At 61.0% G+C, this 25757-nt stretch carries 26 protein-coding genes; 15 read left to right on the forward strand and 11 right to left on the reverse strand.

Annotation, left to right across the window (positions count from 1 at the left end; genetic code table 11):
- Positions 1-4: 4 nt before the first annotated feature.
- The gene (locus tag DHV10_RS19175; protein WP_338042629.1) at positions 5-1195 is read right to left on the reverse strand and encodes a DegT/DnrJ/EryC1/StrS family aminotransferase; all 1191 of its coding nucleotides are present in this window, start codon (positions 1193-1195) and stop codon (positions 5-7) included.
- A gap of 330 nt (positions 1196-1525) precedes the next feature.
- On the opposite strand from DHV10_RS19175, the gene hfq reads away from it, so the two are divergent.
- From hfq to DHV10_RS19195, 4 genes are all read left to right on the forward strand, one after another.
- The gene (hfq, locus tag DHV10_RS19180; protein ID WP_109488006.1) at positions 1526-1831 is read left to right on the forward strand and encodes an RNA chaperone Hfq; all 306 of its coding nucleotides are present in this window, start codon (positions 1526-1528) and stop codon (positions 1829-1831) included.
- Positions 1832-1895: 64 nt separating this feature from the next.
- Positions 1896-3323, forward strand: coding sequence for a GTPase HflX (gene hflX, locus DHV10_RS19185; RefSeq protein ID WP_109488007.1), 1428 nt, complete (start codon positions 1896-1898; stop codon positions 3321-3323).
- A 61-nt stretch (positions 3324-3384) separates the two neighbouring features.
- Entirely contained in the window at positions 3385-4290 is a 906-nt protein-coding gene (locus DHV10_RS19190) for a WD40 repeat domain-containing protein (protein WP_109488008.1), read from the forward strand.
- 26 nt (positions 4291-4316) lie between these two features.
- The gene (locus DHV10_RS19195) at positions 4317-4883 is read left to right on the forward strand and encodes an NUDIX domain-containing protein (RefSeq protein WP_239461934.1); all 567 of its coding nucleotides are present in this window, start codon (positions 4317-4319) and stop codon (positions 4881-4883) included.
- Between the two features lie 83 nt (positions 4884-4966).
- Here DHV10_RS19195 and DHV10_RS19200 read toward each other — a convergent pair whose 3' ends face one another.
- Both DHV10_RS19200 and DHV10_RS19205 read right to left on the reverse strand, forming a co-directional pair.
- The gene (locus tag DHV10_RS19200; protein WP_239461935.1) at positions 4967-7021 is read right to left on the reverse strand and encodes a M13 family metallopeptidase; all 2055 of its coding nucleotides are present in this window, start codon (positions 7019-7021) and stop codon (positions 4967-4969) included.
- Between the two features lie 144 nt (positions 7022-7165).
- Positions 7166-8134, reverse strand: coding sequence for an alkaline phosphatase family protein (locus tag DHV10_RS19205; protein ID WP_162601682.1), 969 nt, complete (start codon positions 8132-8134; stop codon positions 7166-7168).
- A 147-nt stretch (positions 8135-8281) separates the two neighbouring features.
- Here DHV10_RS19205 and DHV10_RS19210 point away from each other — a divergent pair, with 147 nt between their 5' ends.
- A complete protein-coding gene (locus tag DHV10_RS19210) occupies positions 8282-9877 on the forward strand; it encodes a S10 family peptidase (RefSeq protein WP_239461936.1) in 1596 nt (531 codons plus the stop codon).
- Positions 9878-9932: 55 nt separating this feature from the next.
- On the opposite strand, the gene DHV10_RS19215 is transcribed toward DHV10_RS19210, so the two are convergent.
- Positions 9933-10430 (reverse strand): hypothetical protein, encoded by a 498-nt coding sequence (locus DHV10_RS19215; RefSeq protein WP_162601683.1) that lies wholly within the window; start codon positions 10428-10430, stop codon positions 9933-9935.
- A 228-nt stretch (positions 10431-10658) separates the two neighbouring features.
- Entirely contained in the window at positions 10659-11264 is a 606-nt protein-coding gene (locus DHV10_RS27570; RefSeq protein WP_204101472.1) for a hypothetical protein, read from the reverse strand.
- Between the two features lie 627 nt (positions 11265-11891).
- On the opposite strand from DHV10_RS27570, the gene DHV10_RS19225 reads away from it, so the two are divergent.
- The 7 genes from DHV10_RS19225 (at position 11892) to atpC (ending at position 18591) form a co-directional block, all read left to right on the forward strand.
- A complete protein-coding gene (locus tag DHV10_RS19225) occupies positions 11892-12350 on the forward strand; it encodes an ATP synthase F0 subunit B (RefSeq protein ID WP_109488012.1) in 459 nt (152 codons plus the stop codon).
- Positions 12347-13108, forward strand: coding sequence for a F0F1 ATP synthase subunit B family protein (locus DHV10_RS19230; RefSeq protein ID WP_162601684.1), 762 nt, complete (start codon positions 12347-12349; stop codon positions 13106-13108). Before DHV10_RS19225 ends, DHV10_RS19230 begins: the two co-directional genes overlap by 4 nt.
- Positions 13108-13650, forward strand: coding sequence for an ATP synthase F1 subunit delta (gene atpH / locus DHV10_RS19235; protein ID WP_109488014.1), 543 nt, complete (start codon positions 13108-13110; stop codon positions 13648-13650). The genes DHV10_RS19230 and atpH overlap by 1 nt, the downstream gene beginning before the upstream one ends.
- 169 nt (positions 13651-13819) lie before the next feature.
- On the forward strand, positions 13820-15352 hold the full coding sequence (gene atpA / locus DHV10_RS19240) for a F0F1 ATP synthase subunit alpha (RefSeq protein ID WP_109488015.1): 1533 nt from the start codon (positions 13820-13822) through the stop codon (positions 15350-15352).
- Between the two features lie 94 nt (positions 15353-15446).
- Positions 15447-16520 carry a F0F1 ATP synthase subunit gamma gene (locus DHV10_RS19245; RefSeq protein ID WP_109488016.1) on the forward strand — a complete coding sequence of 358 codons (1074 nt, stop codon included), beginning with the start codon at positions 15447-15449 and terminating at the stop codon, positions 16518-16520.
- A gap of 122 nt (positions 16521-16642) precedes the next feature.
- Positions 16643-18085 (forward strand): F0F1 ATP synthase subunit beta, encoded by a 1443-nt coding sequence (gene atpD, locus DHV10_RS19250; protein ID WP_109488017.1) that lies wholly within the window; start codon positions 16643-16645, stop codon positions 18083-18085.
- An 83-nt stretch (positions 18086-18168) separates the two neighbouring features.
- The gene (gene atpC, locus DHV10_RS19255) at positions 18169-18591 is read left to right on the forward strand and encodes an ATP synthase F1 subunit epsilon (RefSeq protein ID WP_109488018.1); all 423 of its coding nucleotides are present in this window, start codon (positions 18169-18171) and stop codon (positions 18589-18591) included.
- Positions 18592-18662: 71 nt separating this feature from the next.
- On the opposite strand, the gene DHV10_RS19260 is transcribed toward atpC, so the two are convergent.
- Positions 18663-18947: a hypothetical protein gene (locus DHV10_RS19260; protein ID WP_109488019.1), complete on the reverse strand. Its 285-nt coding sequence runs from the start codon at positions 18945-18947 to the stop codon at positions 18663-18665.
- A 116-nt stretch (positions 18948-19063) separates the two neighbouring features.
- Positions 19064-19708: a hypothetical protein gene (locus tag DHV10_RS27280; RefSeq protein WP_162601685.1), complete on the reverse strand. Its 645-nt coding sequence runs from the start codon at positions 19706-19708 to the stop codon at positions 19064-19066.
- 143 nt (positions 19709-19851) lie between these two features.
- On the opposite strand from DHV10_RS27280, the gene DHV10_RS19275 reads away from it, so the two are divergent.
- Positions 19852-21348, forward strand: a complete 1497-nt coding sequence (locus DHV10_RS19275; RefSeq protein ID WP_204101473.1) for a DUF1593 domain-containing protein — start codon at positions 19852-19854, stop codon at positions 21346-21348.
- Between the two features lie 233 nt (positions 21349-21581).
- Here the strand turns inward: DHV10_RS19275 and DHV10_RS19280 are convergent, their stop codons facing one another.
- Entirely contained in the window at positions 21582-22664 is a 1083-nt protein-coding gene (locus DHV10_RS19280) for a hypothetical protein (RefSeq protein WP_109488022.1), read from the reverse strand.
- Between the two features lie 190 nt (positions 22665-22854).
- Between DHV10_RS19280 and DHV10_RS19285 the strand changes: the two genes are divergently transcribed.
- Both DHV10_RS19285 and DHV10_RS19290 read left to right on the forward strand, forming a co-directional pair.
- Positions 22855-23163, forward strand: coding sequence for a hypothetical protein (locus tag DHV10_RS19285; protein ID WP_109488023.1), 309 nt, complete (start codon positions 22855-22857; stop codon positions 23161-23163).
- A gap of 74 nt (positions 23164-23237) precedes the next feature.
- Positions 23238-23597, forward strand: a complete 360-nt coding sequence (locus DHV10_RS19290; protein WP_109488024.1) for a hypothetical protein — start codon at positions 23238-23240, stop codon at positions 23595-23597.
- Positions 23598-23745: 148 nt separating this feature from the next.
- On the opposite strand, the gene DHV10_RS19295 is transcribed toward DHV10_RS19290, so the two are convergent.
- From DHV10_RS19295 to DHV10_RS19305, 3 genes are all read right to left on the reverse strand, one after another.
- Positions 23746-24072, reverse strand: coding sequence for a metal-sulfur cluster assembly factor (locus DHV10_RS19295; protein ID WP_109488025.1), 327 nt, complete (start codon positions 24070-24072; stop codon positions 23746-23748).
- A 14-nt stretch (positions 24073-24086) separates the two neighbouring features.
- Positions 24087-24446: an aspartate 1-decarboxylase gene (gene panD, locus DHV10_RS19300; RefSeq protein ID WP_109488026.1), complete on the reverse strand. Its 360-nt coding sequence runs from the start codon at positions 24444-24446 to the stop codon at positions 24087-24089.
- 90 nt (positions 24447-24536) lie between these two features.
- On the reverse strand, positions 24537-25415 hold the full coding sequence (locus DHV10_RS19305) for a polyprenyl synthetase family protein (RefSeq protein WP_338042630.1): 879 nt from the start codon (positions 25413-25415) through the stop codon (positions 24537-24539).
- Between the last annotated feature and the right edge of the window lie 342 nt (positions 25416-25757).

The raw sequence follows: 25757 nt of genomic DNA on the forward strand, positions 1-25757 counted from the left end.
GGTTTCAGGAGAGGAAGTCGGCGATGGCGGTGACCACCGTTTGCTGTTCGTCTTCGCGGAGTTCGGGGAAGATGGGGAGGGCGAGGACTTCGCGGGCGGCGCGTTCGGCTTCGGGGAAGTCGCCTTCGGCATAGCCGAGGCTTTTGAGTGCCGTCTGCAGGTGGAGCGGGACGGGGTAGTAGATCTCTGAGCCGATGTTGCGGGCGGACAGGAAGTCGCGGAGCTGGTCGCGGCGAGCGCAGCGGACCACATACTGATGCCAGACGTGGTGAGCGCCGGGGACCTCGGTGGGCAGGACGAGTCCTCTGGCGGGATAGGGGCCGGGGTTGGCGATGCCGGCTTTCCGGAAGAGATCGTCGTAGCGATGGGCTATGGTGCGGCGGGCGTCGTTCCAGCCGGCGATGTATTTGAGCTTGATTTCGAGAATGGCGCCCTGAAAGCCGTCGAGGCGGGCGTTCCAGCCGAGTTCGTCGTGGTGATAGCGGCGGCGCATTCCGTGCTGGCGGAGCATGCGGGCGCGCTCGGCGACCTCGTCGTTATTGGTCGTGACCATGCCGGCGTCTCCGGCAGCACTGAGGTTCTTCGTGGGGTAGAAGCTGAAGGCGGCGGCATCGCCGAGGGTGCCGGCGGGTTTCTTGTTCCAGCGGGCGCCCCAGGCCTGAGCGGCGTCTTCGATGAGTTTGAGGCCGTGGTCGTCGGCGGCTTTGGTGAGGGCGTCCCAGTCGGCGCACTGGCCGTAGAGGTGGACGGGGAGGATGGCCTTGACGTTGGAGGCGGAGGGCGAGTCGAGGGCGGTGCGGATGGCAGCGGCATCGAGGTTGAAGGTGGCAGGATCGATGTCGGCGAGGATGGCTTCGGCTCCGGCGCGGAGGATGGCGCTGACGGAGGCGAAGAAGCTGAAGGGGGTGGTGATGACGGAGTCGCCGGGTCCGATGTGAGCAGCGGCGAGAGCGAGCCAGAGGGCGTCCGTGCCTGAAGAGCAGCCGATGGCGTGACTTACGCCGAGCTGGGCGGCGGCGGCGTGTTCAAAGGAGGCAACCTGCTCGCCAAGAATGAATTGCTGCGTCTCTAGGACATGCTCGAGGGCGGCGAGGAGTTCCTTGTGCAGGGGCTCGTATTGCCGTTTGAGGTCGAGCATGGGGACGGCAATGGCCGTCTTGTTGTGGGATGGTGCTGATTGCGGATGGTCTGGCACAGATCATGGTAACAGCAGGTTCCGTATCAGATCGGTCAGGCAGGGCTGTCGGATTGGGACAGGCGTGGCGATCTCTCCCAGGTCCCCAAGTGCGAGGGACCTGGGGCACCCGGGGCAGCCGCGTGCCGGATTGTGACGAGAGGCGTGACTGGCGGGAAAGATTGGCCGGGGAGAGGTTGAAAAGGGAAGGGAACCTCTATATTGTGGTCACATTGCGGGAATTGGCGGCAGTGGGGCTTCCGATGCCGTCCCCGTCGTTTTGTCTTCTAACAAAGGGCGCAGCGCGTTTGCATCCAACAAAATCTAAGTAAAGAAGCAGGAGATCGGCATATGGATAACAAGCCGGCACAGAACATTCAGGACACCTTCCTGAATACAGTTCGCAAGGACAAGACCCCCATCACGATTTATCTGGTCAGCGGCGTGAAGCTAACCGGAAAGATCCGCTCCTTCGACAAGTACTCCGTACTGCTGGAGAACAACAGTCAGGAGCAGTTGATTTTCAAACACGCCATTTCGACCGTAGTGAGCAATCGGAGTGTGATGCACGCTGAGCATCGCCCTGCGATGACCGGCATGGGCCCCGCCGCAGTTCCGGCGCCCGCACCGCCGGCAGCGAACGCCGAGCAGCGATAAGACAGGGAGCGCCGTAGTTTTGGCAGTTGAAGGCGGTACCGGTATTCAAGGCCGGAACCCCTCGATGGCGGATACGGGCCGTTGGGAGGGAAGGGCGGAGCGCGCCGTTCTGGTCGGGGTAGACCTGACGACGAGCGGACGCAAGAGCCGGCCGGCTCTTAATGGCGCGCGCCGGGCGGCAGTGCGTCCCAAGGAAGAAGATATTGAGGCGCTGAGCGGCGCGGACGGCGAGCGCCGGGAAGCGGTGGAGTCTCCGGGGCTCGATGCCGAGGAGTCGCTGGCGGAGTTTCGGGAGCTGGTGCGGAGCGCGGGCGGGGAGATTGCGGCCGAGCTGATGCAGCGGAGATCGCGGCTCGATCCGGCGACCCTGGTGGGGCAGGGCAAGGTAGAGGAGATCGCGGGTGTTGCGGCTTCGACGAATGCCGACCTGGTGCTGTTCGATCATGATTTGAGCCCGACGCAGTTGCGAAATCTGGAGGCGGCGCTGCCTTGCCGTGTGCTGGACAGGACGCAGCTGATCCTCGACATTTTTGCGCGGCATGCGCGAACGCGCGAGGGCCAGTTGCAGGTGGAGCTGGCGCAGCTTGAGTACATGCTGCCGCGGCTCGCAGGGCGGGGCAAGGCCATGTCGCAGCTTGGCGGCGGCATCGGAACGCGCGGACCGGGCGAAACGCAGCTGGAGACGGATCGGCGAAAAATTCAGCGAAGAATCGATCAGCTGAAGTCGGATCTGGAGGCGGTGCGGCGCGTCAGGCGGCAGCAGCGGCAGCGGCGCGAGGCGGTTCCGGTGCCCACGGTGGCGCTGGTGGGTTACACGAACGCGGGCAAGAGCACGCTGTTCAACCGGCTGACGGGGGCGCACGTACTGCAGTCGTCGCGGATGTTCGCGACGCTCGATCCGAAGTTGCGGGCTGTAGAGTTGCCGAGCAAGCGCAAAGTGCTGTTGAGCGACACGGTGGGATTCATTCGCAATCTGCCGCACACGCTAGTGACGAGTTTTCGGGCGACTCTCGAAGAAGTAGAGCAGGCAGAGATTCTGCTGCATGTGCGCGATGCTTCGTCAGGCTATGGCGAAGAGCAGAAGGCGCAGGTGGAGAAGGTTCTCGATGAGCTTGAGGCGCTGAGCAAGCCGCACATCGAGGTTCTGAACAAAGTGGACTTGCTGGATGCGCATGAGCGCGAGGGATTAGCGGAACGGGAGCAGAATCGGCATCCCGAGGTGATGGTGTCTGCGCAGACGGGTGAGGGGCTGGATGCGCTGCTCGAGGCGATTGACAAGGTGCTGTATTCCGATCCGCTGATTGAGACGGAGATGCGTGTTCCGCAGAGCGATGGGTCGGCGCTGGCGGCGATCGATGCGGGGATGGTGGTGCATGAGCGGAAGTACGAGGGGAACTTAGTGTGGCTGAAGGTGAGCGGGCCGGCGTCGCTGGTGGGGCGGTTGCGGAAGTATCGGACGCGGGATGTAGGACCTGCGGAAGCTGGTGCTTAACTTGGCTGATGGTTTCATGCGATAGGCTTGCTTCGTGCCCGGATCGCGCCTCCGACTTCCGATGAGTTTCAAAACCGTCAGCTCTGATGACGGCAGCATGTTCGCGTGCATCGGGCGGAGGGTGAACGTCTTCAGCGCGGCCTCAGGTGAGCGAGTGCTTTCTAGTCGCCCATTTCCAGATCCCTCATATGCGGCCTTCTCTCCCACCAACAGGGAACTTGCGCTCGCCTTTACTGACGGGCGCGTGCTGATCGTCGACCTTCCAGAAGGCAACGTCATGCGTGATCTCAAGAAGCAGAAAGAAGGGGAAGGAACGGAGATATTCTTCTCTCCTGATGGCACGCAGCTTATTCATGGTATCCGGAAAGGTTTGGTGGCGAAGAGGGAAGTGCAGGGCAAAGGAGTCGACACACGGCAGTTTCCAGGGGAGATGATTGACCGTCTCTCAACGGATTCTCTCAAGCGTCTCTGGTTGATCGAACATCGAAGTATCCTCCGGTCGGAACAAGAGCTGCGGGACTGGGACTATTTGGCTCTATATAAATGGCCTCTGTTCAGCCACGAACCAAAATTGTTCGCAATGAAGCTTTACATGGAATCTGCCACCATCTCGCCAGACGGAACGCGTATTTGTCTGATCTGCTGGAGCCGTGGAGAGAAAAAGAAGGTCCGCATCCTGCAGATCTCCGACGGCACGTTTCTCTCGCACGTGGCCGATTATGAAACTGGCGGAACTGGAAGCGAAATCGCATGGTCGGCAGACAGCACCCTGATCGGCGTAGTTCAGAAGGAACGTTTTGTTTTCTATCAAGCATCTGAACTCGAGATGATTGCCGATCTGCCGTGCCGTTATCCAAGCAGTATTTGTTTCCTGCCGAATCAAGATTTGGTTGTGCTCGGCACATGGAATGCTTCGGTGCTTGCGAGCGTTCCAGACGTGCTGAAGGGCAAGGTGAAACTGAAATGACGTTTTCGGATCCGAGGAGAAGTCCGGTGAATCAAACCCACTCGATCGCTAGGCTCGAAAGCCGTGAGATCTATCGCAACCAGTGGCTGCGGCTGCGCGAGGACCGGATTCTGCGCTCGAATGGGAAGGAAGGGATCTACAGCGTCGTGGATAAGGACGACTGCGCGGCGATCATTCCACTGCAGGATGGGACGGTGTGGCTGGTAGAGCAGTTTCGCTACACCATTCAGGAGCGAGCGCTGGAGATTCCGCAGGGCGGATGGGAGCGGGAGATCCATGATCCTGAGGAACTGGCGCGCGGCGAACTGAAGGAAGAGACGGGACTGCACGCGGCGGAGATGACCTACCTTGGGTTTCTGTGGATCGCGTATGGCTTCGCCCAGCAGAAGCAGCATGTGTTTCTGGCGACCGGATTGACGATGCAGGAGCGCGATCCGGATGAAGAAGAACACGACATGATCATCCACACGGTTCCGGTTGCGGAGTTCGAGCAGATGATGGTGGACGGGCGGATTCGGGATGCGTCGACGGTGGGGGCGTGGGGGCTGTATCTGATGTCACAGCGGTCAGTGGTCAGGAAAGGCAGCCGGTAGCCAGGAGCCGGTAGCTTGTAGCCGACGGACTTCAGGTGGCAGAGCCGGAACTACCGGCTACGAGCTAAAGGCTACCGGCTCTCTCACCAGATTTGGACGCGGGCGTTGGGGGCGAGGTAGAGCTTTTCGTCGGGTTTGATGTCGAAGGCTTTGTACCACTCGTTTTGATTGCGGACTTCGAAGACGCGCCAGTGGTCGGGGGAGTGCGTGTCGGTGAGGACTTCGTTGCGCAGCGCTGAGGGGCGCAGCTTCTCTGCCCACGACTGGGCGAACGCGAGATAGAACTGCTGATCGCCGGTGAAGCCGTTCTCTTCGGGAGCGGTCTGACCTTTCAATGAGGCTTTGTAGGCGTCGTAGGCTGCGGCGAGGCCGGCATCGTCGGCTATGTTTTCGGCGAGGGTCTGTTTGCCGTTGAGCGCGAGATCGGGGAAGGGCTTGTAGGCGTCGTACTGCTTCGCGAGGCGGTCGGTGACCGCGTTGAAGTGCGCGAAATCGTCCTTCGTCCACCAGTTGCGGAGGCGGCCCTTGGAGTCGAACGCGCTGCCTTCGCTGTCAAAGGTGTGGCTGATTTCGTGCCCGATGACTGCGCCAATGGCTCCGTAGTTCGCTGCTGCTGGGGCTTTCGCGTCGAAGGACGGGATTTGGAGGATGGCAGCGGGGAAGTTGAGCGAGTTCTGCAGAGGCAGGTTCACGGCGTTGATGGTTTGCGGCGCCATGCACCAGCGTTTGCGGTCGACCATGGTGCCGATGAGGGCGCGTTCGCGCTGGTACTGTGCAATGCGGCTGCGCGAGAGGTTGCCGATGATGTCGTCGGGTTTTACTTCGAAGTTCTCCTCGTCCCATTTATCCGGATAACCGATGCCGACGTAGAGAGCTTCGAGCTTGGCGATGGCCTGGGCCTTGGTTGCGGGCGCCATCCAGGTGATTCCTTCGAGGCGCTGGCGGTACACGGCGATGAGGTTTGAAACCATCGCCTGCACCTGGGCCTTGGTCTGGGGCGGGAAGTAGCGCTGGACGTAGAGGCGGCCGAGTTCGCTGGGAAGGTGGGCGTCGGTGACGGCGACGGCGCGCTTCCAGCGTGGCTGCTGCACGGAAACTCCGTTCAGGGTCTTGCCCCAGAAGGCGAATTGCTCTTCGGCGAAGGGTTTGGGGAGAACCGACGCGAACTCGTCGATGGCATGGAAGGCGAGCCAGTCTTTCCAGTCCTGGAGCGGCGTGGAGGCGACGAGCGCGGACTCTCCGGTGAAGGCGCTGGGCTGCCAGACGTAGAAGTCGGGCTGCTTGTCGAGACCAGCGCCGCGGAAGTACTCGGACCAGTCGAGGCCCGGGGCTTTGGAGGCGAAGTCGGCGGCCTTCCAGATGTTGTTGGCCTTATGGACGTCATTGTCTTCGGCGAGAGTCCAGTGGGTCTGCGCGATGGCGTGCTCGAGAGCTACGATGCGCTTTGCGCGGTCTTCAGGGTTATCGAGGCCGGCGAGCTTGAGGAGAGTGGCGATGTGCTGTTCGTATTTGGTGCGGATCTCGCGCATCGACTCGCTGTCGGATAGATAGTATTCGCGGTCGGGAAGGACGATGCCGCCCTGCATGAGGTAGGCGTGGTAGTGGTCGGAGTCGTCGAAGCCGGGGGCGACCCACATGCCGAAGAGATTGTCGGTGTGGAAGTTGGTCATGTTGAGCGCATCGACGTCGGCGCGAAGAGTTTCGCCGAGGGAGCGGGCGAGCTGGCGCTTGTCGGAGATAGCAGCGATGGCTTTGAGGCGCGGCTCGAGCGGCTTGAGGCCGACAGCTTCGATGGCGGTCTCGTCCATGTAGGAGTGGTAGAGATCGGCGATTCGGCGGGAGTTGGAATCCTGCGCTTTGGCGGCGGCGAGGATCAAATCTTGAAGGCTTTGCTCGTGCTGGTCGTAGATGTCGGAAGCGGGGCTCTCGCCGGCGCGATCGGGACGGATCTCCGCGTTCTTTTCCCAGGCGCCGTTGGCATAAAGGTAAAACTCATCGCCGGGGCGGACGGACTTGTCCATATAGGAGGGAACAACGGCGGGGCCGTGGGCGGGGGGCGCTTGGGGGAGGGCGGAGGTGGCTAGAAGAATTGCGGCGGAGCAGAGGAGGAATTGGATTGCGCTACGGATGGCTTTCAAGAGGACTCCACGATGAGGTGAACCAACGGAATGCTACATCAGGCCAGCAGAGAAGCTGTGTGATTTGGGATGAGTGGACGGGGAGAAGGGACTAGGGACTAAGGGACTAGGGAAAAGGGAGTGGGGACTATGTTCCCTCACGGGTCACTTGAGGTTGAAGAATTCGCCCATGTCCGAGGAGATGGCTGCGGTAGCGGGTGGGTTGGGGAGGCTGAGGACTTCCATCACGGTGCGGAGGAGGTTCTGGTGCTGGTATGCGTTTTTTGTGGTCTGGGTATAGCCGGCTTTAACGATGGGTCCCCAGAGGGCGCAGACGACGTGGCCTCCGCCGTTGGCGATGTCGATGCCTGAAGACTCGTCGAAGACGACAATGAGCAGGCCGTCGCCGCCGGTCTGGAAGGCGGGATTGGCCGCGAGCGGACCGATGATGTTGGACTGGAGCCAGGTGTCGGCGGCCTGGGGGGTGCCGTTGTGCGCGTCGTCGTTGAGGTTGGGGACGACGAAGGAGAATGCAGGCAGGGTTTTGTTGTTGACGTCCGAGGTGAACTGGGTGAACGGCTGGATGACCTGGTTGGCGACCTGCTGGTTGGAGGCGACGTCAGACAGCAGCGCGAACGGGTTGTGGCGGATCACATAGAGACCGGTGTTGCCGCCGAGGTAGCCGGCGGTGATGCCTTCGGCGTAGACCTTGAAGCTCATCTTTTGAGCGAGCATGCGACGGGCGATGCTGTCGACGTTCTGTACCTGAAGCGAGCTGTCGTCGAAGGTGACGGGCTGGCCGGTGGTCAGCATGAAGTAGTTGGGGATGGAGGGGTGCGCGTCGGCGAAGTAGTTATTGGCGAGAGCGCCGGCCTTGATCATGGCGTTGAGGTGCGGCCATGCAGGGTTGGCTGCGACGGTGGGGTAGGCCTGGTTTTCTTCCATCACGAGTACGACGTGCTGGCTGGTGGGCATGCCGGTGGTGGGTGCGGGGGGCGTCGGCGAGGGGGAGGCGGGTGAGTTTGCGGAGATGGAGGCACTGCCGCCGCATCCGGCGAATAGAGAAGTGAGAACGAGCAGGAGCGCGGGGAGAAGAGCTGAGAAGAGAGGTCGGCAAGGGGTGTGGGAGTTCATGAAAATCCGCCTGTTCTCCATAGGGTGGGCCCGCAGGAGGGTGCGCGCAGAGCAGAGACTCGCGCACAGCAACTTGGATGCGGGTTCAGGATTCGCTGGATAGCGCGGCTGAATTAAGATGCAGTCATCTTTGGAGGCAAGCGGGAGATGCAAGGGGTTCGACTGGCAGCAGTGTGGGTGATCGTGGGGCTGGGGTGGATGTTGCCAGTACCGGCTGGCGCGCAGGAGCGACAGGCGCAGACACCGGCAGCGCAGCAGTCGGGGCAGAAGCCGCATGAAGGCGGGGAGGATCAGAAGGACGGCAAGGAGACGGCAGTTCCGCCGGAGAAGAGCTCCGTTACGCAACATGAGCTGGCGCTTGGAGGCAAATCACTGAAGTACACGGCGACGGCGGGGACTCTGCTGATTCGGGATGAAGAGGACAAGCCGTACGGCAGCATGTTCTATGTGGCTTACACGCTGGATGGGGCGGAGGCGGGGACGCGGCCGGTGAGTTTTCTGTATAACGGCGGACCGGGATCGGCAACGTTATGGTTGCATATGGGTTCGTTCTCGCCTGTACGCGTTGAGACGGACAGTCCGAATCCAACTGCGGGGCCACCGTTCAAGCTGATTCCGAATCAGTATTCGCTGCTGGACAAGACTGACCTGGTATTTGTGGATGCGCCGCTGACGGGGTATTCGCGTGCGGTGGGTAAGGGACAGGCGAAGGACTTCAACGGTGTTGACGCGGACCTGAAGGCGTTCGACCGGTTTATTGCACGATATATTTCGCTGAATCAGCGGTGGAACTCGCCGAAGTTTCTGATTGGCGAGTCGTACGGGACGACGCGCTCGGCGGGGCTGTCGGATCTGCTGGCGAATGACGGCATTCAGTTGAATGGAATTGTGCTGGTCTCGTCGATATTGAACTATGCGATCCGGTCGCCGGGCTACGACATGCTCTACATCGGCAATGTGCCAAGCTATGCAGCGGCGGCATGGTACTTCAACAAGGTGCAGAACAAGCCGCCGGATATTGCGACGTGGGTGCAGCAGGCGCGGGAGTTTGCGTCGGGGCCGTATGCGCAGGCGCTGTTTCAGGGAGACAAAGTGCCGGCGGCGCAACTGGACTCGGTTGCGAAGGAGATGAGCCGGCTCACGGGGCTGAGTGAGCAGTACATCAAGGAAGCGAACCTGCGGGTGTCGCCGACGCGGTTTCGGAAGGAAGTGATGCGCGGGGATCGGCGGACACTGGGGCGGTATGACATGCGGTTCGAAGGGGTCGATGCGGATGCGGCTGGGGAGAACCCGGCCTACGATGCGTCGTCGACGGGGATTACGGGAGCCTTTGTTGCGGCGGTTCACGACTACCTGGAGCGGGAGCTTAAGTACGAGACGACAGACGCGTATCGGCCGAGTGCTGGGTCGATCGGCCAGTGGGAGTGGAAGCACAAGCCGGCGAGTGGAGGCCAGGGGCAGGGCGGCGAGCAACTGGCTCCGTGGGTGGCGGGGGATCTCGGCGAGGCGATGCGGAAGAATCCGCATCTGAAGGTGTTTTCGGCAAACGGGTATTTCGATCTGGCGACGCCGTTTTATCTGACGGAGTATGACCTGGACCACATGATGCTGGAGCCGGAGCTACGGGGGAATGTGCAGTTCGGGTATTACCCATCTGGACACATGATTTATCTGAATGTGGATTCGCTGAAGCAGCTGCGGGCGGATGTGGCGAGGTTTATCGAGGGGGCGGCGAAGCGCTGATCCGGATCCCAGGTCTCCAAAAGCGGGAGACCTGGGGCACCCGAGCTTGTCTGTTTTAGTTCTGGGGCTGAGGGGAGGAGTTGTCGGAGGGAGGAGGCGGGGGCGCGCCGGGGCCGCCCATTGAGCGATTGCGGCGCATCCGTTCCTGCATGGCCTCGAACTTCTGTTTCTGGTCGTCGTTCAGCAGAGCCTTGATGGAGTTGCTGGTGCCTTCCATGATGCTGCGGGCCTGGGTGCGGCGATCTTCAGGAGCGGCGGACTGGTCCTGCATGAGGGCCTGCATCTTCTGCTGGCGCTCGACGAGGAGCGGCTTGATCTGGGTCTGCTGATCGGTGGTCAGATTGAGTTCGCGGGTGAGGCGCTCGAGCTGGCGATCGGGGTCCATGCGCATGCCGCGTGCGCCGGGGCCTTGTGGGGGAGGGCCGGCCTGGTTCTGGTCCTGACTTGGAGTGCTGGTTGGGGGAGGGGGAGGGGTGTCCTGAGCGAGTGCGGCCAGTGTGCCGCCAAAGGTGAGGAGGCCGCCGAGGGCCATGGTGATCAATCTAGTTTTCATATAGGTTCTGAAATCCTCCGATTCTGCGCGAGGCCGGTGATGCCGGGTTGTTCGCGTCTACCGCGGGCGGTGGTGCTGCCGCGCAGAACGTACAGCAGGGTAGACGCGGATTCGCGGAGCAAGATGCGGTGAGGTTGCGGATTTCATGTGGTCGCTGCCGGATGTAAACGTGATCTGCTGGGGCTAAGAGGCCGCAGGTTATCTGGAATCTGCGGCTTCGGCGGCGTGCTATTCGGCCTGAACTTTTTCTTCCTGGTACTCCTGAATGTGGTCGTAGACCTTCTGCGGGAACTTGAGATTGCGGTAGACGTTGCCGCAGTCGGGGTCGTCGGGGTTGGGCAGGATGGGGAACTGCTGCTCGGACTGCCAGGCGAGGATGCGTTCGCGGCGCGGAGGATTGTAGTCGCGGCCTTCGACTTGGCGGAGGAGGGCGGCGGCTTCTTCGGGGTTGGTGCCGGGGTCGCGGGTGAGCCATTGCAGCATGGTTTCTTCCGGGAGGAAGTGGTGGGCAACCATGGCAAAGACGAGGCGGCCGTAGTGGCCGATGTCCTGCCCGGAGTCGAGTGCATTGAGCAGGTGGTCCATCATGGGCTCGTTGCGGAGGGCCGACAGAGCATCGTTGGCTTCGTTCTCGTCGAGTGGGGCTGAGGGGGCGTCCGGTTCGAGGGTGCGTTCGGGATGTTGATGGGTTTGCTGCGAGAAGCGGGATTGTTCGAGGGCTTCGAGGCGTTGTTCGAGCTGGTCGGCGCGGCGCTCGGCGGCTTCGGCGCGCTGTTCGGCGTTGCGGAGGGCTTCGGAAGTTGAGGTTTGTTGGGGAGTGGTGAGGCGGGACATTGTTCTCTCCTTCGCTTTTTCTTTGCCTTCTGATGCGGGGGAGAGGGAGGGTGTTGCACAGATGGAAGGTGGTTCCGAGCCTTGCGACAAAAACAAAGGCGTAGCAAAGGATGGGTACCCGCAGCCGCGTATTGGCAGGGGAGTATTTAGATTCCCAGGTCCGAACATACGGACCTGGGGCACCCGATCCGGCTTGTCTCCCATGTCTCCAAGCTCCCACCCTTGCGACAAAAACACAGGCGTCGCAAGGATGGGGCACCCGATTGTCTCGTTTCCCACATCTCCAACCCAGGAGACATGGGGCACCCGCGCATGACCGGTTGTGATGAAGGAAGAATTTTGTCCAGAAACTAAGAGGCGGGCCGGTCGGTAATGGGAGTGGAAGGATTTCCCAAAACCGACTGCCCGCTGGACCCTGAACCGGGTCTAGGTGGTATGTTTAGTTTAGGCTTGTTTGGCGGGAAATCAAGCTCTTTTTCGCAACGAATTCCCGGTTCGTGATCGCAGTCACAAGTGCCTCCCACATAACGCCATGCGGCGTTGACCGTTGGGCTCTGCCCCTGATAAAACAAGGTGTTCTACCTCTCCGGAAAGACCCTGTCTGCCTGAGTTAATCGAAAACAAAGCATGGAAGATATCGTTCAACAAGTCGTTGCGCTCCTGCTCGGTGCGATCCCCACAATTCTGCTTTTTGTGGTGCTGGTAGCGGCTTATCAGCTTCTTGTGCAGGGGCCGCTGAATCGGGTGTTAGCGGAGCGCCGCGCGCGGACCTCGGGGGCCGTGGAAGACGCTCACAAGGCGATTGCAGATGCGGAGGCCAAGGCAGCCGAGTATGCGGACAAGCTGAGGCTGGCGCGGGCTGAGATCTTCAAGATGCGCGAACAGCGAGCCAAACAACGGAGTTCTGAGCGCGAAGCTGCTCTCGATGAGGCGCGGAAAGCTGCCGGGACGAAGGTGGCGCAGGCGCGGACGGAGATCGATGCGGAGACCGACCGGGCTCGCCAGGCTATTCAGGGATCGGCGGGAGAGTTGGCCAGTCAGGTGGTTCGAGCGTTGCTTCCGCTGGCTGCCGGGAGTTCCCGTTGAAACATCGTTTGACGCGTTTCGGAATTGAAATCAAGACTTACGGAGCATTGCTGCTCTGCCTGCTGACGCTTTTTTCAGCGGCGCAACGGGTGGCAATCGGGCAGCAGCATCCCGAGCCTCCGGCACAGCCGTCTATCGAGACTCCGGCGGAAGAGGCGAAGAATCCGCCGCGCACCGCTGCCGCGAAGACTGAAGAAGAAAACAACGATCAGTACCGTCACGCGCCGATTGTGGAGTCGCTGGCCAAGCTGATGCACATGGACGTGGAGACGGCGGCGCGGACGTTTGAGATTTTCAACGTCAGCGTGGTGGTGCTGGGCATCGTGATTCCGCTGATCCGGATCATGCCGCGGCTGATGCGCGGGCGCACGCAGAAGATCCAGGCCGATATGGAATCGGCGCGCAAGACGACCGAGGATGCGAACCGGCGTCTGAGCGCGGTGGAGGCGAAGCTGGCCAGTCTCGACAGCGAGATTGCGAAGTTCCGCACTGAAGTCGAACAGCAGATTGCGCAGGACGAGCAGCGGGGCAAGGCGGCTCTCGAGGAAGAACGGACGCGGATTGTGGCCTCGGCCGAAGCGGAGATCAGCGTAGCGGCTGCGCAGGCGAAGCGCTCGCTGCGGACGTTTGCGGCGGACCTGGCGATCGATCAGGCGGCGAAGCAACTGGTGCTGACGCCGGAGACGGATCGCGCGCTCATTGCTCAGTTTGTGAACGAGGCCGGTCGCGACGGAATGAATGGCGGAGGTAGAGCCTGATGGCCGCGGCATTTGCAGCACGATACGCACGGGCGTTCGCCGACGTTGTGGCTTCGGCGAAGCTGGACGCAGCGGGGCTTGATCGTCAGTTCAATGATTTCCTGGGCACGTGGGACGGCAGCAAGGAACTGCGGGATCTCTTTATCAACCCGGCGGTCCCGGCGGCGCAGAAGGTTGCGATTCTGGACAAGTTGAACACCAAGCTGGGGCTGCAGCGCGAACTGCGTAACCTGATCGCGGTGCTGATCAACAACGACCGCATCGGCGAGGTGCATGAAGTGGCTGCCGCGTGGCGGGCCGAGATGCAGGAGCGGCTGGGAATCCGGCAGGCAGAGATTGTGACAGCAAGGCAGTTGAACGAGGGCGAGCGCGCTGAACTGGTGGCTGGAGTGGGCAAGCTGGCCGGAGCGCGGATTGAGCCGACGTTCAAGCTGGATCCGGGAATTATCGGCGGTACGGTGGTGCGGATCGGATCGACGGTGTGGGATGGGTCGGTTCGCGGCAGGCTGGAGAGGCTGAAGGAAGCATTGGTCAGCGGCTAATGCCGCGGTTGTCAGTCGTCAGTTTTCAGTTGTCAGTACATAACGAACAGATTGAAGCAGTCAGTTTTTGGTGGTCAGTAGAAAGAGATTCTCGGAGCCCGCGGTGCAGCAGGTGATCGGCAACTGAGAACTGTGAACTGAAGACTGAGAACTGCAAGGAACTTGCAAAATGGCTCAGATCAAAGCAGACGAGATTACACAACTACTGCGCGAGCAGATCGCGAACTACGACTCGAAGGTCCAGGTGGACGAGGTCGGCACGATCACCTCGCTGGGTGACGGCATTGCGCGCCTCCACGGGCTCGACAAGGTGATGGCGGGCGAACTGCTTGCCTTCCCGCACGGCATTGCCGGACTGGCGCTCTCATTAGAAGAGGACCAGGTGGGCGCCGTCGTACTGGGCGACTATACCGAGATTCGCGAAGGCGACGAGGTCAAGCGGACGGGCAAGATTCTGTCGGTGCCGGTTGGCGATGCGATGATCGGACGCGTGGTGAACGCGCTTGGCGCTCCGATTGACGACAAGGGGCCGATCGCGACCACGCAGATGAACCCGGTGGAGCGCATTGCACCCGGCATTATCGATCGACAGGGCGTTCGTGAGCCGATGGCGACGGGTCTGAAGGCCATCGACGCCATGATCCCGATCGGCCGCGGACAGCGCGAGCTGATCATCGGCGACCGGCAGACCGGCAAGACCGCCGTGCTGCTGGACACGATCATCAACAATGCGAAGAACAATCTGATTTGTATCTACTGCGCCATCGGCCAGAAGAGGTCTTCGATTGCTCAGGTCGTGCAGACGCTGACCGAAGCCGGCGCGATGGGGCACACCATCATCGTGGCTGCTTCGGCTTCAGAGCCGGCTCCGATGTTGTATCTCGCTCCGTATGCCGCGACGGCAATCGGCGAGTATTTCCGCGACAACGGCAAGCACGCGCTGGTGATGTATGACGACCTCTCGAAGCACGCGATGGCGTATCGCGAGATTTCGTTGCTGCTGCGTCGTCCGCCGGGCCGCGAGGCGTATCCGGGCGACGTGTTCTATCTCCACTCGCGCCTACTGGAGCGCTCGTCAAAGATGAGCGAGAAGCGCGGCGGCGGTTCGCTGACGGCCCTGCCGGTGATTGAGACGCAGGCGGGCGACGTTTCTGCGTACATTCCGACGAACGTGATTTCGATTACCGACGGGCAGATCTTCCTCGAGACAGACCTGTTCAACTCCGGCGTGCGTCCCGCGGTGAACGTGGGACTTTCGGTATCGCGCGTGGGATTCACGGCGGCGATCAAGGCGGTGAAGCAGGTTGGTTCGACGCTGAAGCTGGATCTGGCGCAGTATCGCGAACTGGCGGCATTTGCGCAGTTCGGTTCGGATCTCGATCCGCTGACGCAGAAGCAGCTCAATCGCGGACAGAGATTGACAGAGCTGTTGAAGCAGCCGCAGTTCCACCCGCTGACGTGGGAACAGCAGGTCACGATTCTGTTTGCGGGTACGCAGGGGTATCTCGACGATCTCGAGGTCAAAGACATTCGCGCATTTGAAGACGGTCTGCACAAGTACTTTGCGAGCGCGCAGACGGCGCTGATGGACGACCTTAGCAAGAAGAAGCAGCTGGACGATGATGTCCGCAACCGGCTGCACGCGGCGATGAAGGAATACAAGGCGAATTTCCAAGCGGAGTTGCAGACGGCGAAGGCATAAGAGTTGCCAGTTGCCAGTCTCCAGTTGTCAGTTAAGAGCATGGAGATTGGCCAGGAATCGACTGAAGACTGACAACTGGTAACTGAGAACTGATATGGCAAACGTACTGGATCTACGGCGGCGCATACGCAGCGTGAAGAACACGCGGCAGATCACCAAGGCCATGAAGATGGTTTCGGCGGCGAGGCTGCGCCGCGCACAGGAGCGCACGCTGGCGGCGAGGCCCTATGCGGAGATGATCACGAGCGTGCTGGAATCGCTGACGCGGCGCGTGGACATCTTTGACGAGGAAACCGGCAATCTGCGGCATCCACTGTTTGCCACGCGGCCGGAAAAGCGTGTCTTGATCGTGGTCATCAGCGGAGATCGCGGCTTTGCGGGCGCCTTCAACGCCAACATCACGAAGACCGCGTTCCAGTTCATCAAGGGCAATCCCGAGATCGAGATCGATGTCGAGGCGATCGGGCGCAAGGGACGCGATCTGCTGCGGCGCAGATATCCGATTGCGTCGTATAGCGAACAAACTGACGAGAACGGCACGAAGCGTCAGGTTCGGAACGAGCGCAAGGGTAAGGTGGAGATCACGGGCGATCACCCCGGGATGCTGATCAAGCTGGAAGCGAATCGCGTGTTCGACCTGGCGCAGAACATCATTTCGCGCTATGTGCACGAGGAGATCGACGCCGCGTATATCGTCTACAACGAATTCAAGTCGGTGATCGCGCAGAGGCTGGTGGTGGAGCGGCTGCTTCCGATTCTGGAGATTGGCAAGCCACAGATCACGGGCGCGGAAGAGCCGACCGCCGAGCAGAAGGAACGCGCTGCGCACGCGGCGCTGAGCGCAGGGATCACGCTCGAAGAGGCGGATACCGAAGAGGCCGACGAGGAAGCGAAGAAGTTTGGCACGGCAAACGTGGACTATATCTACGAACAGCCGGCGGAAGAGCTGTTCAACGGATTGCTGCCGCAGTATGTTTCGGCGATGCTGTATCACGCGATGGCGGAGTCAGTGGCGGCGGAACATGCAGCGCGCATGACGGCGATGGATTCGGCGACGAATAACGCATCGGAGATGATCGACTCGTACACGCTGCAGATGAACCGGGTGCGGCAGGCGGCGATTACGAAGGAGATTATCGAGATCGTGAGTGGAGCGGCAGCGGTGTAAGAGACAGCTATTAGCCATTAGCTTTTAGCCCTTAGCTGAATTCGAATCAGATCGAAACTAAGAGCTAACAGCTACGAGCTAACGGCTTGGAACGAGATCTAGAGGCTCAAAAAGGCATAACGATGGCAGAAAACATTGGCAAGGTGATTCAGATTTCCGGTCCCGCGGTGGACGTGCAGTTTGAAGAGGCGACGATGCCGCCGATCTTCCAGGCGCTGCGCGTGACGAGCGAGGGCTTCAACGTGCCGACGCCCATTAACGTGATTCTCGAGGTGCAGCAGCACCTGGGCGAGGGGCGCGTGCGTACGGTCGCTATGGAAGCGACTGACGGCATGGTGCGCGGCATGAAGGCGATCGACCAGGGCGGTCCGATCCGCGTTCCGGTGGGCAAGGAGACGCTGGGCCGCGTGATCAACGTGATCGGCGAGCCGGTGGACGAACTCGGCCCTATTGGCGAGAAGCAGCGCGATCCCATCCATCGTCCGGCTCCGCTGTTCGATGAGCAGTCGACCCATGAGGAGATGTTCGAGACGGGGATCAAGGTTATCGACCTGATCCAGCCGTTCTTGAAAGGCGGCAAGATCGGCCTGTTTGGCGGCGCCGGCGTGGGCAAGACCGTCGTCATCATGGAGCTGATCAATAACGTTGCGAAGAACCACGGCGGCTATTCGGTGTTTGCGGGCGTGGGCGAGCGTACGCGCGAAGGCAATGACCTGTGGACGGAGATGACCGAGTCGGGCGTGATCAAGCCCGGCAAATGGCAGGACTCGAAGTGCGCGCTGGTGTACGGCCAGATGACCGAGCCGCCCGGAGCGCGTCTGCGCGTGGCGCTGACTGGGCTGACGGTCGCTGAGTATTTCCGCGACCGCGAAGGGGCGGACACGCTGCTCTTTGTGGATAACATTTTCCGGTTCACGCAGGCGGGTTCTGAGGTATCGACGCTGCTGGGCCGTATGCCTTCGGCTGTGGGATATCAGCCGAACCTCGCGACGGAGATGGGCGAGCTGCAGGAGCGCATCACGTCGACGACCAAGGGCTCGGTGACGTCGGTGCAGGCTGTGTACGTGCCGGCCGATGACTTGACCGATCCGGCGCCGGCGACGACGTTTGCTCACCTGGACGCGACGACGGTGTTGAGCCGTCCGCTATCGGAGCTGGGCATCTATCCGGCCGTCGATCCGCTGGCTTCGACGTCGCGCATTCTGTCGGCGCGCGTGGTTGGCGACGAACACTATGCTGTGGCGCAGGGAGTGAAGAGGATTCTGCAGCGGTACAAGGATCTGCAAGACATCATCGCGATTCTCGGTATCGACGAGCTCTCGGAAGAGGACAAGCTCACGGTGGCACGTGCGCGCAAGGTGCAGAAGTTCCTGTCGCAGCCGTTCCATGTGGCCGAGACGTTTACCGGCATTCCTGGCAAGTACGTGAAGATTGCAGACACGGTGCGGAGTTTCAAGGAGATCATCGAGGGCAAGCACGATGATGTCCCCGAGCAGGCCTTCTACATGAAGGGTGGCATCGAGGAAGTGCTGGAAACCGCCGAGAAGCTGAAGCAGACGGCGTAAAGAACGAGTTGCCAGTCAACAGTTTCCAGTCGCCAGTCACTTCGACAACTGGAGACTGACAACTGGCAACTGAGAACTGACTTATGGCTGACGAGACGAATTCGCTGCGGGTACGGCTGGTGTCGCCGGAACGCGTTTTGTTTGACACCACGGCGGATGCGGTTGAGCTCCCGGCGAAGAATGGCTACATGGAGGTGCTTTTCGGGCACGCTCCGCTGATGGCCGAACTGGGCGCGGGAGATGTGCGGCTGCATGGCGGGCGCGACGGCGGCGATCAGGTGTACAACGTGAGCTGGGGATTCGTTGAGGTTCTGCCGGATCGCGTGACGATCCTGGCGAATGATGCGCTGAAGCCCGGGGAGATCGATGTACAGCGGGCGCAGCAGCAGCTCGATCGCGGCCAGAAGGAATGGCAGGAGGCCGGCGACAGCGAAGAGAAGTACACCGAGGCTCTCCATCGGATCGCTGAGGCAGAGGCCAAGCTGGCCACGGCACACGAGAAATAGGGTTCCGCACCCGCAGAAGCGGAAAGAAAGACGAAGGCCCTGCTCAACGAGCGGGGCCTTCGTGCGTTTGGCTACTGCGGCTGAGGCGAGGTGGGTACCTCTGCGGTCTGGTCTTCGAGGATGCGTGATGTTACGTGGGTCTTTTCGAAGTCGCGGTTCTCGGCGTTGAGGAAGAGCTGGCGGTGAAAGAAGTAGAGGACGTGGATCTTGAATTCGGTGGAGAAGGTGACGGGGAACCAGACGCCGTCGGCTTGAGGAGCGTAGGTGACGGTGAAGCCTAGGCCAGGGACATTGGTGCCGAGCAGCGTGCGAACGGCGAAGGGGATTTTGCGCGCCATTCCGGTGGTGATGAGCACGGGCTGGTAGGCGGCCGTGTCGATGTAGGCGTCGCCGCTCCAGCCGAAATCGTCCTTGTTTTTGGGGCGGAAGGTGATGTGGAAGACGTCGTGATTGTTGAGCCGCTCGCGGCCGATTATGCGAAACGTGTAGTTGGCCTGGTCTTTTGAGGTGAGCGGGAAGAGATGGGCGTTGATGCCGTCCTTCGATTTGTCGTGGATGAGGTTCCAGCGGATGTTCTCGACGAGGTCGCGGTCGATGGTTTCGTCGCTGTCGGGGTCGAAAACTGGATCCTTATCCTTGTCTTTGTCTTTTTTCTTTTCTTTCTTGTCCGCGGATTTCTGATCTTTGCTGTTGTCAGGATCTGAGTCCGGGCTTGAAGCCTGAGCTTCTTTCGTCTGCTTCTGCTGTTCCTCTGCGGCCTTTCGTTTTCTTCATCGCGCAGCAGCAGTTTGTCGTAGGTGACGTACTTGTTGTTTTTCAGCATGCGGCCGTCGACCTTGAGCAACTGCTCGTGCGTGTCGCCCGTGGAGGGGGTGAAGCGGTAGTCGGTGATCTCTTCGCAGAGGATGGTTTTGCCTTTGCGCGAGGACATGCGCGCGTGCTGCACGTAGACGTAGCGCGTGCGCTCGGCTTCAGAGGCGTCCTGGTTGGCGGCGACGCGGGCCATTACAGATTCCGGCGAGGGGAGCGGATCGGTGGCAGCGGACTTGTTCTGAGCGGCAGCCAGGCATGCAGAGAGCAGAGCGGCTGACGTCAGCCTGCAAGGAAGGCGGTGCATCTTGAAATCACCCCCGGATGTTCTTTTGATTATGAACGGCTGAGCGCGGAATAAGGGCTGTCTCTCGAGGGCTGTGACACAGGAATACCGGAAGAGTTGCTGGGGCCGCATATGATTGTGACGAACTGTATGGAGAACGAAGCATGAGATTGCGCATAGGCGCGGTAGCTTTTTCCGGCTTTGTAACCTCGATGCTGATGGCGCAGCCGATTCCGCCTGCACAGGTGGACAGCTTCAGCGGCAAGCCGCGCGTGGTGGTGATCAGCGATATCGGCAATGAGCCCGACGACCAGATGTCGTTTGTGCGGCTGCTGATGTACTCGAATGAGTTCGATATCGAGGCGATGATTGCGACTACTTCAACGTGGCAGCGGGAGAAGACACATCCGGAGACGATGCGGGAGCTGATTGACGCGTACGGCGAGGTGAGGCCGAACCTGCTGCTGCATGCGAAGGGCTGGCCGGAAGCGGCGGAGCTGCGTGACAGGGTCCATACGGGCCAGAGCGCGTACGGGATGGGGGCGACAGGCAAAGGGAAGTCGTCGGAGGGGTCCAAGGCGATTGTGCAGGCGATGGAGCGCGAGGATCGGCGGCCGTTGTGGACTTGCATCTGGGGAGGCGCGGGAACTCTGGCGCAGGCGCTGATGGATGCGAAAGCGGCACACACGCCCGAGGAGATGAAGAAGCTGCTGGCGCGGGTACGGGTGTATTCGATCAGCGACCAGGACGATGCGGGGCCGTGGATACGAAAGGAGTTTCCGGAGCTGTTCTACATCGTGTCGCCATCGACGCCGACGAGCGGCGAGTATGCGGCGGCGACGTGGACGGGGATCAGCGGCGACAAGTACTACCGAAACGGTGAAGGCGCGGATGCGACGACGGTGACGAATGAATGGCTGGAGGCGAATATCCGGAACAAGGGGCCGCTCGGGAAGAAGTATCCGAAGTTCATGTTCATCATGGAGGGCGATACGCCTTCGTTTCTGAATCTGATCGCTAATGGACTGGAGGCGTATCGACGGCCGGACTGGGGCGGTTGGGGAGGGCGGTATGTCTATCGCCAGCCGTATGGCGAGACGCACGAGATCTGGACGCAGGGCGGAGACGAGTTCAAGCGTGTGGATTCGCGCGACACGGTGGTGGGCATGGATGGGAAGGAGCATACGTCGGACCAGGCAACGATCTGGCGGTGGCGCGAGGCATTCCAGAACGACTTCGCGGCGCGGATGAGGTGGACGGTGGCGGATTACAAGCATGCGAATCACAATCCAACTGTGGTGGTGAATGGGAAGGGGGGGACGGAGTCGATCGAGATGGATATGCAGGTTGGTCAGTCGATCACGCTGGATGCAAGCCAGAGCAGCGATCCGGATGGGCAAGCGATCCACTACCGGTGGTTTCACTATGGCGAGGCGGGGTTGATGGATGGGAATCTTGCGGCGGTGACGCTGAGCGGAGCTGACACAGCCCGCGTGACGGTGCGGGCGGATGGGGCATGCAGGCCGTTCTGGCTGCCGATGATTCCATGCAAGGGCGATGGGGTGGCGCATGTCATTCTGGCGGTCACGGATGAGGGGGCGCCGAGGCTGACGTCGTATCGAAGAGTGATTCTGCGTGTGCGGGGTACGGGATCGAAGTAGAGTTCCACTGGTCTCAATACAGGTATTTAGACACCCGTCCGTTGGAGATTGTGGTCTCCCACATCTCAGAAGCGAGATGTGGGGCACCCGGCGCGCGAGGGTCTCTTCTGTCGTGAGTTGAGGTGCGTGGTTTCCCAGGTCCGAACACACGGACCTGGGGCGCCCCGGCTACTTCGCTTCCCACCCCTTCGACAAAATGCGCCGCAAGAAAAGGGCACCCATGGATGGTGGAACTAGATCTTTTTCAGTACGAGCGGGAGGTCGTTGCCCATCTGGGTGAACTGGCCGCCGATGCTGGAGTGGTCGGCTGCGATCTTGCCTTTGTAGGTTGCGCCGAAGGCGTTGAAGGTGACTGAGAGCTGATTGCCTTCGCGGCTGATGGAGGTGGCCGGTGCCCAGTTTGGAGATTGATCGGGGCTCTGGATCTGCGCGGTAAGTCCGCTGTCCATGTTGGCGACTTTCAGGTTGATGGTGAGGCTGCCGCCGGGTGTGCTGAGCTTGCCGGTCCAGGTGCCGTCGATGTCGATGGGAGCGGCTGGCTTGGAAGCCGCGGCTGCTTGCGGCGCCCCGCGCTTGAAGTTGAGTTCGAGCGCCTGGCCCTGGGTCCAGGTTCCCTTGATGTCGTCTTTGTCGACTGTGCCTTCGTAGGTGCCGTTCACCGCGGCTACGTTGAGCTCGAGTTTGCCGTCTTTGAAGCTGACCGTGCTGATCGGAATGCCATTGGCTCCCTGGTCGATGCTGTCGAGAGTGCCGGTGAGGGTACCGTCAGCGTTGGTCTTGATGTGCAGAATGAGGCGAAGCTGGGCGGGGCCAGCCTGGAGCGTGCCGGACCAGTCGCCGAGGACGGAAGCTTGCGGGGAAGATGAGGCTGTGGGCGGAGCGGCGGCTGGTGCGGCGGTTTGAGCGGCGTGCACGAAGCGGACTTCCAACTCTCCCTGCTGGGGCTCGACCTGGGTCCAGGTGCCTGTGACCTCTTTGGAGTCTGCTGAGACCTTGCCGGCGAAGGAGCCGAGGAGGTGGAGATCCTGCCCATTGGCCTGGACGGTGTCGTCGACCGAGAGGGCCACGTCAGAGCCCTTGATAGTCGTCGATTTCACCTTGATGCCGTAGACACCTTCGTCGATATTGTCGAGCGTCGAAGTCGGGGCGCCGTCTGGCGCGATGGTGAGGCGCCATGCAACGTGGACGATATTTCCGCCTGCGTCGAGCGTGCCGTTCCAGTCTCCGGCCAGGTTGGCCTGCGCGGTAGAGAGGGGCGCAAGGGTGAGAGCGAACAAAGCGGGAACGAAGAGCTTGAGGAGAGAAGCGACTTTCATGAGTCTCCTTATCGCGAGAACCGGGACAGGGTTATGGGGGAGGAATAGACATCCTGAAGAAATGTACGCTCGAGGCTGCCGGAATGTTCAAGCTTTCTGCGAACCGCCGGCCGGTTCAGATGGGGCGGGTGGGCCTCGGTGTGGCGGGCGCTTGGCTGACCCAGCCGGAGGGCCTAAAATACCCTCTGTTATGGGTAATGAAAAGCCAGACACATTCCAAGTCGCCTGTCCGGACTGCGGGGCGATGATCCTGGTGGATGCGACGACGGGGCTCGTGATCAGCCACACGTCCGCTCCGCGCAAGAAGATGTTTGAAGACCTCGAGACCGCGGCCAAGGCCATGCGCGAGCATGATGAGCGGAAGGAGTCGATCTTCCGGCAGTCGATTGACGCGGAGAAGAACAAGGAGGACTTGTTCGACAAGAAGTTTGCCGAAGCGCTGAAGAAGGCGAAGGATGCTCCGGCGGGCAAGCCGCTGCGCGATTTCGACCTGGACTAGCGTGGGCGCGGGAGGCGGAGTTCTCTAGCTGCCCGTTCGACCAGGCCTGCATCTGAGTGAACCAAGGAGACTGCATGAATATCGCCTCTTTTCCGAACCCAGAGAACCGCACTTCGAGGATGACTGCAATGGCGCACAACGAACAGTACGACTGGGCAAAGGTGGCCGCCTGCGGTTCGCTGGTGGCGGGTGGATTGCTGCTGCTTACAGGGCACAAGAAGGCCGGGCTGGTGATGGCTGCCTCGGGCACTGCGATCGCGCTGATGGATCACGAGGAGACGCTGAAGCGCTGGTGGGAGGCGCTGCCGGGGTATGTGGACCGCGCGCAGAATATGTTCGAGCAGGTTCGCGACGTGATGGAAGGCGTGGCGGAGAAGGGCGAGGCCCTGAGGCGGGCTATGGGAAGAGCCGCGGAGACGCATATCCCGGTTTAGGTTTGTCTGGTTTGTCCGATCCCACCCCTAACCAAGGCTTCGGCGTGACAGGTGGAGCACAGCTGCAGGTTTCGGGGAGGGGTGTAGTCTCCCATGTCTCCAAAGGCAGGAGACATGGGGCACCCGGCGTGGATGAGCATCCGAATTCTCAGAGGCCGAGCTGCTTGCGGCCGGCTTCGCTGATGCGATGGGGAGTCCAGCGTGGTTCCCAGACAAGATCCACTTCCACTTTGCTGATGTCGGGAATGGTGGCGAGGCGATTGTGTACCTGCTCGATGATGAGGCCTGAGGCGGGGCAGTACTCAGTGGTGAGCGTCATGGTGATTTTGACTCGCTGGCGCGGCCATGCGGGCGCGGAGTCAGGGTCGGGTTCCGTCTCGACGCGGTAGATGAGGCCGAGGTCGACGAGGTTCAGCTTGACTTCGGGATCGAAGCAGTCGCGGAGCGCGGCGAGGATCTGGTCTTCGGTCAGCATAGTTGGCCGTACGCTTAAGACTTTACCTCGACGATCTTGTTCTTCGCGTCCACGAAAACGAGCTTCGGCTTTGCGGCGGCGGCTTCTTTCTCGTCGAGCCAGGCGAAGCTGGCGATAATGACGAGGTCTCCGGCCTGAGCAAGGCGGGCGGCGGCGCCGTTGAGGCAGATTTCGCCTCCGTCTTTTTCGACGGGCAGCGCGTAGGTCTGAAGGCGGCTGCCGTTGGTGACATTCCACACGTGAACGGCTTCAAAGGGCTGAATATCGGCCGCTTCCAGCAGCGTTGCGTCTACCGCGATGCTGCCTTCGTAGTTCAGGTCCGATTTGGTTACGGTGGCGCGGTGAATCTTTGACTTCAACAGCTTGCGAAACATCTACTGCTCCCGGCCGCGACTCTCGTCGCGTCCTCAGCTGGTACCGCGGCCGTTGGGCCTGCAGTCCTCTGTGGTTGATTAGATGTGGGGTCAGTTCTTTCGATCCACCAGGTAGCGAGCGACGGCTTTGAGGCCGTCGGCGCGGGAGCCATAAGGAGCGAGAGCGGCAAAGGCTTCATCGATGAGGGCTGCGGCGTCGCGCTGGCTCTGCTCGATGCCGTAGACGGCGGGCCACGTGGCTTTTTCGGTGGCTAAATCTTTGCCGGCAGTCTTGCCGAGGTGGGCGGAGTCGACAGTCATGTCGAGGACGTCGTCGACGATCTGGAAGGCGAGGCCGGCCTTGCGTCCGAAGGTGTCGAGGCGGGCGACGTCGTCGGGAGTGGCGCCGGCATAGACGCCGCCGGTGACGACGCTGACGCGAATGAGTGCGCCGGTTTTGGCGCGATGGATGGCTTCGACGAGCTCGGGCGTGGGCTTCTGATGTTCGCTTTCAATGTCGAGGACCTGGCCGCCGATCATGCCGTCGACGGTGCCGATGGCGTGGGCGATGAGGCCGATGATCTGAACCGTAGCGGCGGGTGGGGAATCGAGGCCGGCGAGAATTTCGAAGGCGCGGGTCTGGAGCGCGTCTCCGGCGAGGATGGCGATGGCTTCGCCGAATGCGACGTGGCAGGTGGGCTTGCCGCGGCGAAGGTCGTCGTTGTCGAGGGCGGGTAGATCGTCGTGGATAAGCGAATACGTATGCAGCATTTCGATGGCTGCACCGAGCCGTTCTATACCCGCGGGAACGGAGCCGGAGATGGTTGCGGCGGCCTGCATGGCAAGCACAGGGCGGAGGCGCTTGCCGCCTGCGAAGACGCTGTGGCGCATGGCGCCGTGGATGGAGGCCGGGACGGTGTCGGTGGAGGGGATCAGGGACTCGAGCGCACGATCGGTGAGATCAGCGCCTTCCTGAATGAGGGATTTCACATCTGTCGGCATCCTGCATTCATTTTAACTGAGTGACGGATTGCTAAGGCTGTGACAAGAACTGCGGAGCGCGCGAGAGAACTGCTTTCGTGGGAGTAGAAGCATCCCTCAGGGACTAAAGCCCGCGTTCTTGCCGGGCATGAGCGGACGACTGAACAGCTTGCTGAAAGATGCGCCGGTCTTGCCAGGACTCATCGAAACCGTCCCTCAGCGGCTAAAACCGCGCTCTATTTGCACCCCCCTTATCGGCACAGATAAATCTGTGCCCTTTCAAAACCCAGCCGTTTCGGACTTTTGCAGAAAGCTGTAAAGTCGTGCCTTTCAAAATAGTGGCTCATTCAA

Source organism: Occallatibacter savannae, from assembly GCF_003131205.1.
In the GTDB taxonomy this organism is placed as follows: Bacteria; Acidobacteriota; Terriglobia; order Terriglobales; family Acidobacteriaceae; genus Telmatobacter; species Telmatobacter savannae.

Coding starts and splice junctions, on each gene's coding strand:
- DHV10_RS19205 (WP_162601682.1), bottom strand. CDS start 8,134: ATGAACTCCCACACCCCTTGCCGACCTCTCTTCTCAGCTCTTCTCCCC.
- atpC (WP_109488018.1), top strand. CDS start 18,169: ATGGCTGACGAGACGAATTCGCTGCGGGTACGGCTGGTGTCGCCGGAA.
- DHV10_RS19225 (WP_109488012.1), top strand. CDS start 11,892: ATGGAAGATATCGTTCAACAAGTCGTTGCGCTCCTGCTCGGTGCGATC.
- DHV10_RS27570 (WP_204101472.1), bottom strand. CDS start 11,264: ATGTCCCGCCTCACCACTCCCCAACAAACCTCAACTTCCGAAGCCCTC.
- DHV10_RS19290 (WP_109488024.1), top strand. CDS start 23,238: ATGAATATCGCCTCTTTTCCGAACCCAGAGAACCGCACTTCGAGGATG.
- DHV10_RS19275 (WP_204101473.1), top strand. CDS start 19,852: ATGAGATTGCGCATAGGCGCGGTAGCTTTTTCCGGCTTTGTAACCTCG.
- atpH (WP_109488014.1), top strand. CDS start 13,108: ATGGCCGCGGCATTTGCAGCACGATACGCACGGGCGTTCGCCGACGTT.
- DHV10_RS19280 (WP_109488022.1), bottom strand. CDS start 22,664: ATGAAAGTCGCTTCTCTCCTCAAGCTCTTCGTTCCCGCTTTGTTCGCT.
- hflX (WP_109488007.1), top strand. CDS start 1,896: ATGGCGGATACGGGCCGTTGGGAGGGAAGGGCGGAGCGCGCCGTTCTG.
- DHV10_RS19210 (WP_239461936.1), top strand. CDS start 8,282: ATGCAAGGGGTTCGACTGGCAGCAGTGTGGGTGATCGTGGGGCTGGGG.
- hfq (WP_109488006.1), top strand. CDS start 1,526: ATGGATAACAAGCCGGCACAGAACATTCAGGACACCTTCCTGAATACA.
- panD (WP_109488026.1), bottom strand. CDS start 24,446: ATGTTTCGCAAGCTGTTGAAGTCAAAGATTCACCGCGCCACCGTAACC.
- DHV10_RS27280 (WP_162601685.1), bottom strand. CDS start 19,708: ATGCACCGCCTTCCTTGCAGGCTGACGTCAGCCGCTCTGCTCTCTGCA.
- DHV10_RS19190 (WP_109488008.1), top strand. CDS start 3,385: ATGAGTTTCAAAACCGTCAGCTCTGATGACGGCAGCATGTTCGCGTGC.
- DHV10_RS19295 (WP_109488025.1), bottom strand. CDS start 24,072: ATGCTGACCGAAGACCAGATCCTCGCCGCGCTCCGCGACTGCTTCGAT.
- atpA (WP_109488015.1), top strand. CDS start 13,820: ATGGCTCAGATCAAAGCAGACGAGATTACACAACTACTGCGCGAGCAG.
- DHV10_RS19285 (WP_109488023.1), top strand. CDS start 22,855: ATGGGTAATGAAAAGCCAGACACATTCCAAGTCGCCTGTCCGGACTGC.
- DHV10_RS19245 (WP_109488016.1), top strand. CDS start 15,447: ATGGCAAACGTACTGGATCTACGGCGGCGCATACGCAGCGTGAAGAAC.
- DHV10_RS19215 (WP_162601683.1), bottom strand. CDS start 10,430: ATGAAAACTAGATTGATCACCATGGCCCTCGGCGGCCTCCTCACCTTT.
- atpD (WP_109488017.1), top strand. CDS start 16,643: ATGGCAGAAAACATTGGCAAGGTGATTCAGATTTCCGGTCCCGCGGTG.